The 15,264-nt window shown below is 40.5% G+C and carries 17 protein-coding genes; 11 read left to right on the forward strand and 6 right to left on the reverse strand.

Annotated features, from left to right (window positions below; genetic code table 11):
- Positions 1 to 66: 66 nt before the first annotated feature.
- Both OQX62_RS22455 and OQX62_RS22460 read left to right on the forward strand, forming a co-directional pair.
- A complete protein-coding gene (locus OQX62_RS22455; protein WP_265833905.1) occupies positions 67 to 1,584 on the forward strand; it encodes a sensor histidine kinase in 1,518 nt (505 codons plus the stop codon).
- An 82-nt stretch (positions 1,585 to 1,666) separates the two neighbouring features.
- Complete coding sequence (locus tag OQX62_RS22460; RefSeq protein WP_265833906.1) at positions 1,667 to 2,026, forward strand: response regulator transcription factor; 360 nt, start codon at positions 1,667 to 1,669, stop codon at positions 2,024 to 2,026.
- Between the two features lie 4 nt (positions 2,027 to 2,030).
- On the opposite strand, the gene OQX62_RS22465 is transcribed toward OQX62_RS22460, so the two are convergent.
- Positions 2,031 to 2,891: a helix-turn-helix domain-containing protein gene (locus OQX62_RS22465; RefSeq protein ID WP_265833907.1), complete on the reverse strand. Its 861-nt coding sequence runs from the start codon at positions 2,889 to 2,891 to the stop codon at positions 2,031 to 2,033.
- Positions 2,892 to 3,145: 254 nt separating this feature from the next.
- Between OQX62_RS22465 and hxlB the strand changes: the two genes are divergently transcribed.
- The 3 genes from hxlB (at position 3,146) to OQX62_RS22480 (ending at position 4,910) form a co-directional block, all read left to right on the forward strand.
- Positions 3,146 to 3,730, forward strand: coding sequence for a 6-phospho-3-hexuloisomerase (hxlB, locus tag OQX62_RS22470; protein ID WP_265833908.1), 585 nt, complete (start codon positions 3,146 to 3,148; stop codon positions 3,728 to 3,730).
- 40 nt (positions 3,731 to 3,770) lie between these two features.
- A complete protein-coding gene (gene hxlA, locus OQX62_RS22475; RefSeq protein WP_265833909.1) occupies positions 3,771 to 4,403 on the forward strand; it encodes a 3-hexulose-6-phosphate synthase in 633 nt (210 codons plus the stop codon).
- Positions 4,404 to 4,535: 132 nt separating this feature from the next.
- On the forward strand, positions 4,536 to 4,910 hold the full coding sequence (locus tag OQX62_RS22480) for a response regulator transcription factor (RefSeq protein ID WP_265833910.1): 375 nt from the start codon (positions 4,536 to 4,538) through the stop codon (positions 4,908 to 4,910).
- A gap of 55 nt (positions 4,911 to 4,965) precedes the next feature.
- Here the strand turns inward: OQX62_RS22480 and lpxB are convergent, their stop codons facing one another.
- Genes lpxB through surE form a run of 3 tightly spaced genes read right to left on the reverse strand, consistent with a single transcriptional unit; the run spans position 4,966 to position 7,113 of the window.
- The gene (gene lpxB / locus OQX62_RS22485; protein WP_265833911.1) at positions 4,966 to 6,075 is read right to left on the reverse strand and encodes a lipid-A-disaccharide synthase; all 1,110 of its coding nucleotides are present in this window, start codon (positions 6,073 to 6,075) and stop codon (positions 4,966 to 4,968) included.
- Positions 6,072 to 6,341 (reverse strand): stationary phase survival protein SurE, encoded by a 270-nt coding sequence (locus OQX62_RS22490; protein ID WP_265833912.1) that lies wholly within the window; start codon positions 6,339 to 6,341, stop codon positions 6,072 to 6,074. The genes lpxB and OQX62_RS22490 overlap by 4 nt, the downstream gene beginning before the upstream one ends.
- Positions 6,334 to 7,113, reverse strand: coding sequence for a 5'/3'-nucleotidase SurE (gene surE, locus OQX62_RS22495; protein WP_265833913.1), 780 nt, complete (start codon positions 7,111 to 7,113; stop codon positions 6,334 to 6,336). Before surE ends, OQX62_RS22490 begins: the two co-directional genes overlap by 8 nt.
- A 128-nt stretch (positions 7,114 to 7,241) precedes the next feature.
- Here surE and OQX62_RS22500 point away from each other — a divergent pair, with 128 nt between their 5' ends.
- Complete coding sequence (locus OQX62_RS22500) at positions 7,242 to 10,175, forward strand: M16 family metallopeptidase (RefSeq protein WP_265833914.1); 2,934 nt, start codon at positions 7,242 to 7,244, stop codon at positions 10,173 to 10,175.
- A 78-nt stretch (positions 10,176 to 10,253) separates the two neighbouring features.
- On the opposite strand, the gene OQX62_RS22505 is transcribed toward OQX62_RS22500, so the two are convergent.
- On the reverse strand, positions 10,254 to 10,439 hold the full coding sequence (locus OQX62_RS22505) for a CsbD family protein (RefSeq protein WP_265833915.1): 186 nt from the start codon (positions 10,437 to 10,439) through the stop codon (positions 10,254 to 10,256).
- Between the two features lie 117 nt (positions 10,440 to 10,556).
- Here OQX62_RS22505 and OQX62_RS22510 point away from each other — a divergent pair, with 117 nt between their 5' ends.
- The gene (locus OQX62_RS22510) at positions 10,557 to 11,264 is read left to right on the forward strand and encodes a hypothetical protein (RefSeq protein ID WP_265833916.1); all 708 of its coding nucleotides are present in this window, start codon (positions 10,557 to 10,559) and stop codon (positions 11,262 to 11,264) included.
- Positions 11,265 to 11,347: 83 nt separating this feature from the next.
- Here OQX62_RS22510 and acs read toward each other — a convergent pair whose 3' ends face one another.
- On the reverse strand, positions 11,348 to 13,252 hold the full coding sequence (gene acs / locus OQX62_RS22515) for an acetate--CoA ligase (protein WP_265833917.1): 1,905 nt from the start codon (positions 13,250 to 13,252) through the stop codon (positions 11,348 to 11,350).
- Between the two features lie 318 nt (positions 13,253 to 13,570).
- Here acs and rpmB point away from each other — a divergent pair, with 318 nt between their 5' ends.
- From rpmB to ftsY, 4 genes are all read left to right on the forward strand, one after another.
- The gene (rpmB, locus tag OQX62_RS22520; protein WP_037437638.1) at positions 13,571 to 13,804 is read left to right on the forward strand and encodes a 50S ribosomal protein L28; all 234 of its coding nucleotides are present in this window, start codon (positions 13,571 to 13,573) and stop codon (positions 13,802 to 13,804) included.
- A 39-nt stretch (positions 13,805 to 13,843) separates the two neighbouring features.
- Positions 13,844 to 14,026: a 50S ribosomal protein L33 gene (gene rpmG / locus OQX62_RS22525; protein ID WP_008242799.1), complete on the forward strand. Its 183-nt coding sequence runs from the start codon at positions 13,844 to 13,846 to the stop codon at positions 14,024 to 14,026.
- Between the two features lie 36 nt (positions 14,027 to 14,062).
- On the forward strand, positions 14,063 to 14,224 hold the full coding sequence (locus OQX62_RS22530) for a DUF4295 domain-containing protein (RefSeq protein WP_265833918.1): 162 nt from the start codon (positions 14,063 to 14,065) through the stop codon (positions 14,222 to 14,224).
- 72 nt (positions 14,225 to 14,296) lie between these two features.
- A complete protein-coding gene (ftsY, locus tag OQX62_RS22535) occupies positions 14,297 to 15,259 on the forward strand; it encodes a signal recognition particle-docking protein FtsY (protein WP_265833919.1) in 963 nt (320 codons plus the stop codon).
- Positions 15,260 to 15,264 lie beyond the last annotated feature (5 nt).

Here is a 15,264-nt window from a genome sequence, read left to right on the forward strand (position 1 = left end):
GCACAATTGATGCATTTAAAAAAATAAAATGTTAAATTAGGTTTACGCGTATTTACCTGATATACAATGGGAAAAGAAGAAAATTTGACAGATTATAGGGTTGGTTTTTTAAAAGGAGCTGATGAATGCACGAAAGTCATACGTTCAATTGATTGGAATCAAACATCTTTAGGCGCTCCAAATAACTGGCCACAGAGTCTGAAAACAACTTTAAGTATCCTCTTATCTGCAAAAGTTCCAATGGCCTTATTCTGGGGTCCGGAGTACATACAATTTCATAATGATTCTTATGTTTCAGAATTGAGCTGGGAAACCAGGCATGAAGCAAAAATCGGGCAAGCTGCCGCGGATTCCCATACAAGGAACTGGCCATGTATAAAACCGCTGGTTGACCTGGTGATAGCTGATGGCGAAGGACTATATATTGAAGATTTAAGTTTCAATTTCTGCTATAGTGCGGTAGTCGACGAAACGGACAGCGTTGCAGGAGTAATTATTACTTATCTGGACAGCAGCAGTAAAACCGGAGATGTTTCCAATGCCGAAGAACGTTTGCGGATGGCCAGTGATGCAACAGGAATAGGCAGCTGGGATATAGATCTGAACTGCAATTCGATTACCTATACCCCCACATTAATGGAATTACTGGGCATGGACAGGGATGACAGGCTTACCCTGGAAGAAATTAATGCCCTTACGCACCCCAATGACAAATCAATCACTGATAGCGCTTTGATGTGCGCACTTGAAACTGGTTATTACCACTGTGAATCAAGAATAGTGTGGCTGGATGATTCTGTTCACTGGATGAGCTCTACAGGAAAAGTGATCTATGATGAATATGAATTTCCGAGCAGATTGCTGGGTACAACAGTTGATATCACAGAGAATAAAATAGAACAGATGGAAAAAAATGACTTTATCGCCATTGCCAGTCATGAACTGAAAACACCACTGACTTCTATTAAAGCCTATGTACAGATGCTGAAATCGGGCCGACGCTTAGATGATCCGGACTATGTCATTAACCTGGCTACGCGTGCAGAATCACAGGTCAACAGGATGACAAAGCTGATTTACAGCTTTCTGGATATGTCGAGAATTGAATCCGGACATGTAGATCTGCAAATGGAGCCTTTTATGCTGGATGACCTGATCAGCGAAGTGGTCAAAGATTATATGATCCATACGAGCACACACGCCTTGCTTTTTAGTCCGGGAATCGCCGAAAAGATAGAGGGCGACAGATCCAGAATTGGTCAGGTAATTGATAATCTGGTCAGTAATGCCATCAAATATTCGCCTTTAAGTAAAATGGTGGAGATCAGTTCCATGACCGTGGGAGAGGAAGCTATTGTTTCTATCAAAGATTATGGAATTGGAATTGACCATAAACACCAGTCCAAAGTATTTGAACGTTTTTACAGGGCAGACGACCAGAAAGCGAGAAATGCGGTTGGATTTGGCATCGGTCTTTATTTAAGTGCAGATATCATGAAAAGGCACAATGGGGGCATCTGGATTGAAAGTGCTCCTGGTGAAGGAACGACTTTTCATTTCAGCCTGCCCTTAAGCAGATCATAACAAACCTCCTGTCAGAAAGAACTCAAGCGTAAAAACGTTCAACTTTATATCGTTTTTAATAAACAGTTCTTATATTTGAGTTATGTCTAAACTGATACAAGTCATAGAAGATGACGAGGCGATTCGTGACGTCATAGAATATATCCTGCAACAATCTGAATTCGAGGTAAATGTTGCGGCAAATGCACGGGAGTTTAAAATAAATCTGTTCAATACTTTGCCTGATTTGATTTTAATGGATGTGAAATTACCTGATGGCGATGGGATACAGCTATGCAAACAATTAAAGCAGAGCCTGGATACAAGACATATCCCGGTCATTATTATGTCGGCCCATGCGCCTGCTGAAGCCAGTAGCAAAGAAGCTTCTGCTGATGATTTTATCAGCAAACCTTTCGACCTGAACGAGCTTTTGAAAAGAATTGAGGCACAATTAGCTTAAATATTTATTCGACCAGGGTATTGAATTTGGATTCAATGTGATTCTTTGCCAGTTTCTGGAAATCTTCGGGAGAAGTGCCGGTTTGTTTTTTAAAAAACCGGCTGAAATATGGGCGATCCGTAAATCCCAAAGCATAGGCAACCTCCTTCAGCGTATGCTCACTATGGATGATCTGTCGCTTGGCCTCAAGAATAATCCTGTCATGAATCAGCTGCACCACTGTTTTGTCCAGTTTTTCTTTCAGGATCTGATTCAGCCGCTTTGAGCTGAGTCCGAGTTCACTGGCATAATATGCTGCATTTCGTTCCTGCTGGTAATTTTCTTCCAGCAAAATCATAAATTCATATACACGTTTCTGATTTACATCCTGTGTGGTAAAAACATGTTCCTTTATACGAATCAGTTTAAGCAGAAAGACTTTAAGCAAGGCCTTCAATATGACAAAACTATTGTGCTGTTGCTGGTATTCTTCAGCGAGCAGGTTATAGATTTTTGACAATTCAAGAGCAGTTCCGGCACTTAATGGTAAACAGGAAAATTCACCCTGTATGTTAAAAATCTTAAAGATGTCCAGATAAAACTCTTTGTCTCCCTCCTCCAGGAAATCTCTTTTAAAGGATAACAGAATACCGTTTTTACCTGCCTTATTCAGCTGATGAACCCGATAAGGTGGTATCAGATAGATCCAGTCGCCCCTGCCCGGCTTGTCTTCCTCTTTAATAGTGTGTAATGGAAATTCATGCTGCAGCCACACAATTTCAAAGAAATCCTTTCTTCCCGGATCATTCAGATAACTTGGCGGACAATTTTCAAGGTTACGGATATAAATAAGGGATTGTTCTAGTCCTAATGTCGTTTCTGCCATGCTGCTGCTTACCAAGATAAAATCTGAAATTCTTCCCGGATAACGGGCTGCTCAGGATTCAAATATAAACCATAGCTGCATATTGGATCGGAAATTTTAGAAAAATGAATAACATTGCCGGTATAAATCACTATTTATGGCATTCCTGTGATCTTAACATTCGGCTGTTTCCACATAGTCCCACATAATGCGCACATAGTATAACGTTGCCCCTAACAGAAGCACATACCTTTGATGCAGATAAAAACAACGGTATGGATAACTCGAATAAGGAAGATCTTTCCGGCGCTTTGCAAACCAATATGCAAATGATCCTGGAAGAAAACAGAAAGCTGGCAGACCGGTTTGATTATCAGCAACTGGCAGCAGTCATTCCCCTGATACAAAAGGCAGAGCGGATTTTTGTTGCAGGTGCAGGCAGATCAGGTCTGGCCTTACGCAGTGCAGCCATGCGTTTAATGCATTTTGGACTGAACGTATTTGTGGCTGGAGAAACGACTACTCCTGCGATCAGAAAAGGTGACCTGCTGATCGCCGCCTCCGGTTCCGGTACCACGAGTACTATTGTGAAGGCTGCAGAAAAAACGGTAGCTGCAGGAGGACAGGTAGTGGCATTGTCTACCACGACAGATTCACCGCTGGCGAATCTTGCTGTACTGGTCTTAATTCTCCCTGCCGCGCAGAAACAGGATCATGGTAAAACCATTTCCGCTCAATACGCAGGAAGTCTTTTTGAACAGTCTGTATTATTATTTTCAGATGCGATTTTTCAAACGCTTTGGGGAATTGATAATGAGCCGGCAGAAGAAATGTGGAAAAGACACGCAAACCTCGAATAACAAACTTACAAACGAATAAATATTAAATAACAATTATATTATGGCAAAATTACAAGTTGCAATAGACTTATTAACTACAGAAGATGCTTTAGCTTTAGTTGCTAAAATAGCGCCTTATATTGACATTATTGAATTGGGTACACCACTAATCAAAAACGCAGGTCTTTCCGTTGTTACCGCAATGAAAGAAGCTCATCCGGATAAACTGGTTTTCGCCGATCTTAAAACTATGGATGCTGGTGAATTAGAGGCTGATTTAGCTTTTAAAGCTGGTGCAGATTTAGTTACGGTATTAGGTGCTGCTGGTAATGCAACCATCGCTGGTGCAATCAAAGCTGGTAAAGCACATGGTAAAGGTGTTGTGGTAGATACAATTGGTGTGGCTGACCGTGTTAAACGTGCACAGGAAGTAACCGAATTAGGTGCTGAATTTGTAGAATTGCATGCTGGATTAGACGAGCAATGGGCTGAGGGATACTCTATCCAGGTATTGATCGACGAAGCTGCACGCGCAGGCGTTCCTGTTTCTATCGCTGGTGGTGTGAACATCAACAATGTACAGGCGGTAATTAAAGCAGGTGCAATAGTTGCTGTAGCTGGTGCTGCTATCTATGGTGCAGAAGACCCTGCAGCGGCTGCAAAAGCATTGCGTGAAGCAATTGATGCTGCCTAATTTTTTTAAGATTATAAGAAACGGAACAGTTGAAAAGCTGTTCCGTTTTTTTATGTAGAACCGGTCTCATTTGACCCCATATTGGAACAATGTTTGCTGTAAATCCTGAATTAAAAAGCTAACCTATTCTATATGACCAAAAGAATACATGTTCTTGAAGATGACAGTGATATCAGATTTATCATTGAATACTTGTTAAAGGATGAAGGATATGAACTGCAGCTTTCATCTTCGGTAAGTGAACTGAAAAATAAATTGAGGGATGCTTTGCCGGACCTGTTTATTATTGATGTAATGCTGCCTGATGGAAATGGAATTGAGATCTGTGATGACCTTAAGAATGACATGTTCACCAAACATATTCCTGTTATTGTGATGTCTGCCAATCCAAGGAGTAAACAGATGAGTACGCAAGCCTGCGCGGATGACTACATTAGTAAACCTTTTGACCTGGATGATGTACTTACCCGCATCAACAGATTACTGGTCAATAAAACAACTGCCTGAAAATAAGATTCCTGCATTTAAAATTAAATGCAGGTGTTCATGTTAATGCAGGGTATTAACTCCCCTGCAGATAGTTGTAAATCAATTCAGCTGTTCTTTCTGATGCACCCGGTCTGCCCATCAATGCAGACAACTCGGTATAATCATCCAGCATATCTTTTCTGCCGGTACCTGATAAAATCTGCTGCAGGTTGCTGGTGATAGCGATAGCATTACAATCTTCCTGAATAAGTTCGGCAACTACCTTCCTGTTCATGATGAGGTTGACCAGGGAGATAAATTTAATTTTAACCAGCATCCTGGCAATAGCAATAGAGATGGCTCCGCCTTTATATACCACCACCTGCGGGACGTGAAATAATGCAGTTTCGAGGGTTGCTGTTCCGGATGCAACTACCGCCGCTTTCGCTACATTCAGCAGGTCGTAAGTCCGGGCAAATACCAATTTCACGTTTTTTGAACCTATATACTGCTGATAGTATGCTGCATCAAAAGTCGGTGCCGCCGCCACAACAAAAGTTTGCTGAGGAAAACTTTCTGTGATGCCCAGCATCGCTGGCAACAGGCGTTCTATCTCCTGTTTGCGACTGCCCGGAAGCAGTGCGATCAGGTCAGCCGTACCCAGATTGTTCTGTTCACGGAAAGCAGGATCAGGTTTGAAATGTGCTTTTTCATCCAGTAAGGGATTGCCGACATAGTCTACATCCATTCCCCAGTCCTTATAGAAGTCCACCTCAAACGGAAGAATACAAAACATCCTGTCTACATCCCTTTTGATTTTCAGCACACGTTTCTGATTCCATGCCCATACTTTCGGAGAAATGTAGTAACATACTTTTATACCTTTCTGCCTGGCAAAATTTGCAATCTTCAGGTTAAAGCCGGGAAAATCTATCAGGATCAGTACATCCGGCTGCCATTGCAGGATATCCTTTTTACAGGATTTCATGTTGGTCAGTATCGTACGCAGGTTAAGCACTACTTCCGTAAAGCCCATAAAGGCCATATCAGCATAGTGTTTAACCAGCCTGCCACCCTCCGCCTGCATTTTATCGCCGCCAAAATACCTGAATTCCGCCTGCGCATCTTTTATCTTCAATGCCTTCATTAAGTTAGCACCGTGGAGATCTCCCGAGGCTTCACCAGCGACAAGGTAATATTTCATGACTGTTGTATTTTGTAGAAGAAAAATAACATGGCCCAGATAAATGTAGCGCTCAATACTCCCCTCCCCGTATGCTCCTGGTTAATTTTAAAGAAGTACTTTAACAGCAATGCATTTACACCGATACAGCCTATCAGCAGTAAATCGGCCTTAGCCAGAAAAGCGACTTTATGCATGATAAACCAGACCACAGCAACGAGCAGTCCGGGAACAAAAATCCCGATCCCGAAACCAGCCCAAACGGTATTTCTAATCTGTTTAATCATTAAATGTCCAGGTATTGAGTAAAGGGATAGCATGGTGTGCAGTGAGATCAAATTGCACCGGTACTACTGATACAAATCCATGATCTAAAGCCCATACATCTGTATCTTCCCCCTTATCATTGTTCTGAAAAACTCCTGTAAGCCAGTAATATGGTCGCCCGTACGGATCTTTACGTTCATCAAATTCCTCTGCCCATTTCGCATTGGCCTGCCTGCAAATTTTAATTCCTTTCAGGTTTGCACCTTTGGGAAAGTTTACATTCAGCAGTGTAGCTTGCGGCAAACCATGATCAAGCACTTGTTTGACAATGATCTCCACGTATTTTTTGCAGTGACTAAAGTCTGCTTCCTCAGAGAAGTCATCTAAAGAAAAGCCGATGGAAGGAATGCCTTCAATTGCACCTTCTACGGCGGCAGACATCGTTCCCGAGTAAATGACGTTAATAGAATTGTTTAATCCGTGATTGATACCTGACACACAGATATCCGGTTTTTTACCTTTAAATATTTTATTCACAGCTAACTTGACACAGTCGACCGGTGTACCTGAACATTTATACATCTCCACACCTTCATAAAGATCTACCTTATCAAATCTTAAGGGTTTTCCGATAGTAATGGCGTGTCCCATACCCGATTGAGGGCCATCCGGAGCAACAACCACCACATTTCCTATTTCTTTAACTACTTCAATCAGGTTTCTGATGCCCGGGGCCGTAACTCCGTCGTCATTTACCACTAAAATATTGGGTCTGGATTGCTCTTTCTTCATATCCTTCAAAAATACAAGATTATACTTTAAACTATACGAATTATTACCTTTTCAGATTATATTTGAATAAATAACATCATCATTCCCCGCATGGATTCATGCAGGCTTACATCTCAAAAAACTGAACAATGAAGAAAAGCTTATTCCTATTATCCTGTTTCCTGATATCAGGATCAGGTTTAATAGCGCAGACCGGTTACCAGTGGAAAACTGCTGCATCTGGTGGATATACCTACAAGTATGTCACAAACGACCCTACTAAATCCCGTTTCTATACCTTACCGAACGGTTTAGCTGTAGTACTTTCCGAAAATACCAAAGAGCCGAGCATAGAATACCGTATGGTAGTGAGAGCAGGGAGTAATACAGATCCCCGCACAAATACTGGTTTAGCGCATTATCTTGAACACCTTTTATTTAAAGGAACGGATAAATTTGGCACCATGGATTATGCGAAGGAAAAGCCATTGCTGGATAAAATTGAGAAACTTTACGAGCAGTATCACAGTACTACCGACCCTGTTAAGCGCAAGGAGATTTATGCGGAAATAGATAAAACATCTGGTGAGGCTTCTGATTATTCTATTGCGAATGAGTATGATAAGATGATGAAATCTATCGGAGGACAGTCGACCAATGCCCATACCTCTGTAGAAGAAACAGTTTACAACGAGGATTTCCCTGCCAATGCCACTGATAAATTCCTGGCTTTACAGGCAGAACGCTTCCGTAATCCTGTTTTCCGTATTTTCCATACCGAACTGGAAGCAGTTTACGAAGAGAAAAACCGCGGATTGGATAATGACGCATGGAAGGTTTATGAGAAGATGGATGAATTGTTATATCCCGTACATAACTACGGTCAGCAGACAACTATTGGTACCATTGAGCACCTGAAAAATCCTTCACTGGTAGAAATCCGCAAATATTACAACAAGTACTATGTGCCAAATAATATGGCGGTAGTTTTGGCGGGCGATTTCAAAGCGGATGAAATGATTAAAAAAGTGGCAGCAGCTTTTGCTTACATGAAAGCTAAACCTGTGGAATTATATCATCCTGCTCCTGAAAAACCATTGACGCAGATACAACTGGCAGATGTGAACGGTCCGAGTGCGGAAAGTGTGAACATCGCTTTCAGAGGCTATGCAGAGAATACCAAACAAAGTATGCTGCTGGATCTGATTTCGAGCATCCTGGCAAATGGAAAAGCCGGATTACTGGATATCAACCTGAATAAACAACAAAAAGTACTGAGTTCTGGTGCCTATTACCAGCAGATGAAAGACTATGGTAATTTCGTGATGGTTGCACAGCCCAAACAAGGTCAGACCCTGCAAGAAGCACAACAATTATTACTGCAGCAGATCGATTTGCTTAAAAAAGGTGACTTTGATGGCAGCCTGATCAAAGCTGTAGTAGCTAACAATAAACTGAGTCTGTTAAAATCATTTGACGACAACAGCTTCCGCGTAGAGGCAGTGACCAATGAATTTGTACTAAACCGTGCTGTAAAATGGGATAAGTCCTTAAATAACAATGATGAGATGGGCAAAATCACCAAACAAGAGGTGGTGGACTTTGCAAATCAGTTTTTCAAAGATAATTATGTTGTGGTACTGAAACATAAAGCGGAAGATACCAACATCCTTAAAGTAGATAAACCTGCCATCACGCCGGTGAAAACAAATACGGATCAAGTTTCTTTATTCACTAAAAATCTATTGTCGGCGCCATCAAAACCGATTGAAGCCAAATTTCTGGATTACAATAAAGACCTGAACCTGGGTAAAGCAGGTATAGCGGATGTAGTTGCCGTGCAGAATAAAGAAAACACTTTATTTACACTCGCCTACCGTTTTGACATGGGCACATGGAATTATAAAATGGCTCCTTATGCTGCCCAATACCTTGCTTTTTTAAGTACGGATAAATATACAGCAGAAGAGATCAGTAAAGAATTTTACAATATCGCCTGTAACTATAGCTTTAACGTATCAAATGATGTGACCACTATTACGATCAGTGGTTTGCAGGAAAATTTTGATAAAGCAGTTAACCTTGTGGAGCATATTTTCGCGAATTGCAAAGCAAACGAAAGTGCATTAGCTGAATTAAAAAACAGTATCCTTAAGGCAAGAGAAAACAAAAAACTGGACAAGGCGGCCATCCTTTCCGGCCTGACAGCCTATGCGCAATATGGTGCAGCAAATCCGGCTAATTATGGTTTATCAAATGAGGAGATCAAAAATATGACCTCTAAAGAGTTGTTATATATTTTACATAACATCAATAATTACAAACATACCATTGCTTATTATGGTCCTGAAACTTTAAGCGCATTTACAAAAAACATAGAGAAAGTACATGCTTTGCCTAAGGAATTTACTGATGCAGCACCTGCGCAAAAGTTCAATTATACGAACACAGCAGCTAACCAGGTTTATTTTGCGAATTATGATATGGTACAGTCAGAAGTGCGCTGGGTAAGAAATGGTGGTGTTTATGATCCTGCACAGGCAGCTAAGATCACTTTATTTAACAGCTATTTTGGTGGTGGAATGGGATCAGTAGTCTTCCAGAGCATCAGGGAATCTCAGGCATTGGCCTACTCTACTTTCGCAGTTTTTTCAGCACCTGATAAAAAAGAAAAGCAGTATGCAATGATCGCTTATGTAGGCAGTCAGGCCGACAAAATGAACCAGGCTGTTGCGGGTATGAATGAACTACTGAACAAGTTACCGGAGTTTCCAGAGAATTTTGAATCATCAAAATACAGTAGCATGAACGCTATAGAAACTTCAAGAATCACGAAATTCGATATTATTTCAACTTATTTTGCTGATAAAAGAAAAGGTTTGGATCACGATTCAAGGATGGAAGAATATGCAGCTTTAAAACCAATGACATTTACCGATATCAGAAATTTCCATGCAGATAATGTGGCTAACAAGTCTTACAATTATTGCATTGTTGCCTCTGATAAAAAAGTAAAAACGGAAGATCTGCAGAAATTCGGCACATTGAATACGCTGACTCTGGAACAGATTTTTGGTTATTAACTGAAATTGATTTCCCATAAAAAAGGTGCTGTTCCAATGGAACAGCACCTTTTTTATGCTCGTAATTTTCTTTATTACTTATAAGGATTTTAACCAGTCTACCACTTCATCCCGTGTCTTACCAGTTTTTTGCTGAATTCTGCCATACAGCTCATCATCTTTACCTTCTTCATGTTTCAAATCATCATCGGTAAGGTCACCATAGGCTTGTTTCACTTTACCTTTAATCTCGTTCCATTTTCCTTTTAATTCTAACTTATCCATGGTAATATGTTTTTTGTTTTCATTATTGAACTGTATAAATAACACCGCGGGGGAAAAAATTGTTTTACTATTGTAACCATTGTCTTGTTTTACGCGTCTTATAAGAAACCAAACCATATGAAAAGATTATTATATATCCTGCTTATTCCTGTATTGCTATCCGAAAGTTCATGTACCATGATTATTAAGGGCATGGGAAAATCAATTGCAAAAGCTTATGACGATCAGAAAGACCTGAACATCAACAACCTTGAAGTAGCTGACCAAAATGGTAAAGCTGCCAGATTTGGCGATTTATATGCCGGAAAAACGGTGTATATGTACGTATGGAGACATACTACGCTACTGCCTGCGGATGATACCAATGCCGATTATAAAGCTTTAAAAAGCCGGTTTGAAAAATATAATGATGTGGTGTTTATCAATTTATATACAGGGGAAACTGAGGGCGACTGGAAACAGGCTACCACACTTAAAAATAATGCAGTAAAGGCTTATCATCTATCCGCAAACAGTATAAATGCTGATTTCCGTGAACTGATGTCATCCTCAACTTCTCCACAGATCATCGGAAAAAATGGTTTTATATTAGGATTTAAAGGTCCGAGGCCAGCAGATAAACTGGTTGTGGATTATGCATTATTCCAGGCAAGAAGCGGAGAGAACGCTACTGAAGCAACAAAAACATTAATCAAAGGGATCAATAGTGAGCAACATTTTAAGAATGACCAGCTGACAACATGGTATGAAAGCCATTACGGGAAAAAGCCGGAAGGGAAATTAAATGTAAGTATCTCCAATTCCGGGAACAGCATCTCGAACTAAAAATAGCGGCTGCGCCTGACAACAGCATAAAAAAGGCCTGTCTGAAAATTTCAGACAGGCCTTTTTTATGCTGAGGGTTATTACTATTTCGCTTGTAAAGCTTTGGATTTTTCAATGATTTCATCTACAATTGCGGGATCAAGCAAAGTACTCGTATCACCTAAATTACCTGTATCACCCTCCGCAATTTTCCTGAGGATCCTGCGCATAATTTTACCAGACCTGGTTTTAGGCAAACCTGTCACAAATAAAATCTTGTCCGGTTTAGCAATTGCGCCAATCACTCTTGTTACCGTTTGCAGAATATCTTTTTTAGTGAGTTCTTCTTCGCTATGCAGGTTCGGATAGATCACGAATGCATATATTCCCTGTCCTTTAACATCATGAGGATAACCTACTACAGCACTTTCGACCACTCCTGCATGCATATTAATGGCATTCTCCACTTCGGCAGTACCAATCCTGTGTCCGGAAACATTAATCACATCATCTACACGACCAGTGATTTTGTAGTAACCATCTTCATCCCGCATACAGCCATCGCCCGTAAAATAAAGGTTTGGATAGGTAGAGAAATAAGTTTGTTTGCAACGTTCATGATCACCATAGGTGGTACGTAAGATACCTGGCCATGGGAACTTAATACACAGGTTTCCATTTACCCCGTTTCCTTCGATCTCCTGGCCTTGTTCATCTACCAGAATCGGTTGAACTCCTGGCAAAGGTAAAGTAGCGAAGGCAGGCTTAAGCGGTGTTACAAATGCAATCGGCGAAATCATTAATCCCCCCGTCTCCGTTTGCCACCAGGTATCTACAATCGGACAGTTTTTATGACCAATTTCTTCATCCAGCCAGTGCCATGCCTCTTCATTTATAGGTTCTCCCACAGATCCCAGTACACGCAGACTACTGAGGTCTATGCCTTCCAGAGGCTCTTTACCAAAACTCATCAGCGAGCGGATAGCCGTTGGAGCCGTATACAGGATATTTACCTGATGCTTTTCTATCACCTCCCATAGTCTTGATGGTGTGGGATAAGTTGGAATTCCTTCAAACATCAGCGTGGTTGCCCCTTGTGATAAAGGACCATAAACAATATAAGAGTGACCGGTGATCCAGCCGATATCTGCCGTACAGAAGAACACTTCTTCAGGCTGGTAATTAAATACATTGGAGAAGGTATAACCTGCATAAACCATGTATCCGCCAACGGTATGCACCACTCCCTTAGGCTTGCCTGTAGAGCCGGAAGTATATAAGATGAACAGCATATCTTCTGCGTCCATTTCCTCCGCAGGGCAAAAAGTATCCACCAGTTTAATCTCATCCTCGAACCAGAGATCACGTCCTTTCAACATGGAAACAGGTGTACGCGTATGCGTTAATACAATTACCTTTTCTACTGTCGGACAGCCAATTAAAGCATCATCAATCACTTCCTTTAATTGAATCTGTTTATTGCCGCGGAATGATCCGTCAGCAGTAATCACCAGTTTACAAGCAGAATCATTGATCCTGTCGGCGATAGATTTAGCAGAAAAACCACCAAATATAACAGAGTGTACAGCACCAATCCTTGCACAGGCCAGCACCGCTACAGCGAGCTCCGGAACCATCGGCATATAAATACAAATACGATCCCCCTTCACAACGCCATTTTTCTTTAAAACGTTTGCGAAACGGCAAACCTGCTCATGCAGAATTTTATACGTTAAAGTTACACTTGGCTTCTCCGGATCATTTGATTCCCAGATGATCGCGGGCTTGTCGCCATTTTCCTCCAGGTGTCTGTCCAGGCAATTTTCTGTAATATTTAATTTGGCTCCTTCAAACCATTTAATATTCGGTTCTGTGAAATTCCAGGACAACACTTTATCCCATTTCTTTCTCCACAGGAAGTTATCTGCTATACCTGCCCAGAACTCTTCCGGGTGATCTACACTGAATTGATAGGTCTTCTTGTACTCGGCTAAAGATTTGATTTGCATATCTATTTTTATTAAAAACTATTTGGTTTCGGACTCGAAAACTCAAATATAAACCATTTGAGATAGGATAAAAACATTCTTTGATCTAATTTATGACAGGCATCACATTCTTTATTAAAAGGTTTAAATACAGGCCTGTTTGTATTTGGAAAGCATTTGTGTACATTTGTCGTACTAAAGGGAAGGTCGCACCGAACAAAACCACAGATTATTTTTAAAAATAATCACATGTAGCCTTGATGGTTACAATTATTTTTGTGATATTTGCACACTCTTAAAAAATTAAGCGAAGAACAATTAAATATATATATTAAAGGCATGTCTAGAGTTTGTGATTTAACCGGAAAAAAGGCAATGAGTGGTTTTAATGTTTCTCACTCAAACGTTAAAACTAAACGTAAGTTTTATCCCAACTTACAACTTCAGAAATTTTATATTCCTGATGAAGACCGTTGGATAACACTGAAAGTTTCTACTTCAGCTATCAAAACCATCAATAAGATTGGTATTACTGAAGCGATTAACCGTTTCGTTAAAAAAGGATTTTTGTAAAAACATTGTTGATGTGAATCAACTAAATTATTAATAACAATGGCAAAAAAAGGTAACAGAGTACAAGTTATTCTAGAGTGTACAGAACATAAAACTAGCGGCATGCCTGGTATGTCTAGATATATCTCTACAAAAAACCGTAAAAACACTACAGAGAGATTAGAATTGAAAAAATTCAATCCTGTATTGAAGAAAGTAACTGTACATAAAGAAATTAAGTAATATTTAGTATTTAACTAAATCCAATCTATTTAGATCATGGCAAAAAAGGTAGTTGCAACCCTTAAAACGGGTAAAGGTAAAGAATATTCAAAAGTTGTTACGATGACTAAATCACCAAAAACCGGTGCATATTCTTTCAAAGAAGTTATCGTTCACAACGATCACGTTAAAGATGCTATTGCTGGCGTAAGCAAGTAATTTTAATATTAATGATATTAAAGCCGTCCCTCTTTCTGATGGATGGCTTTTTTTGTTTTCATCTACATTTCTATGGGACTATTTGATTTCTTCAAGAAAAAGGAGACTGCACCTGAAGCTCAGGAGGCACTGAATAAAGGTTTAGAGAAAACTAAAGAAGGATTCTTAAGCAAGATCACTAAAGCTGTTGCAGGAAAATCAACAGTGGATGATGATGTGCTGGATAATCTGGAAGAAGTACTGGTTACTTCTGATGTTGGCGTAACCACTACGCTGAAGATTATTGAGCGGATCCAGGACAGGGTAGCGAAAGACAAATATTTGTCGACCTCCGAATTGAATCTCCTGCTTCGCGATGAAATCCAGTTGCTGCTTTCAGAAAACAACAGCAATGACTTTCGCAGCTTTGAGTATGGTAATCATAAACCTTATGTAATTATGGTGGTTGGTGTGAATGGGGTAGGAAAAACTACAACCATTGGTAAACTGGCACATAAGTTAAAAGCTGAAGGATTACAGGTTGTATTAGGCGCTGCCGATACTTTCCGTGCTGCTGCTGTTGACCAGATTAAACTCTGGGCTGAACGTGTTGGCGTGCGTATCGTAGCACAGGCTATGGGTTCCGATCCTGCGTCCGTTGCATTCGACACGATCCAGTCGGCCGTTGCAAATGGTGAAGATGTAGTGATTATTGATACCGCAGGTCGTTTGCACAATAAGATAGGCCTGATGAATGAGCTGGGTAAAATCAAAAAAGTAATGGAAAAGGTAATACCCGGTGCTCCGCATGAGATATTACTGGTACTGGACGGCTCTACCGGCCAAAATGCTTTTGAGCAATGCAAACAGTTTACCGAGGCCACTGATGTAAATGCACTGGCCATTACCAAACTGGATGGTACTGCAAAAGGCGGCGTTGTAATAGGTATCTCTGATCAGTTCAAGATACCTGTAAAATATATCGGCGTCGGAGAAGGTATAAATGACCTTCAATTATTTGATAAAAAAGCTTTTGTAGACGGACTCTTTAAATAGCCGGA

This window comes from Pedobacter sp. MR2016-24 (genome assembly GCF_026239655.1).
Taxonomy (GTDB): domain Bacteria; phylum Bacteroidota; class Bacteroidia; order Sphingobacteriales; family Sphingobacteriaceae; genus Pedobacter.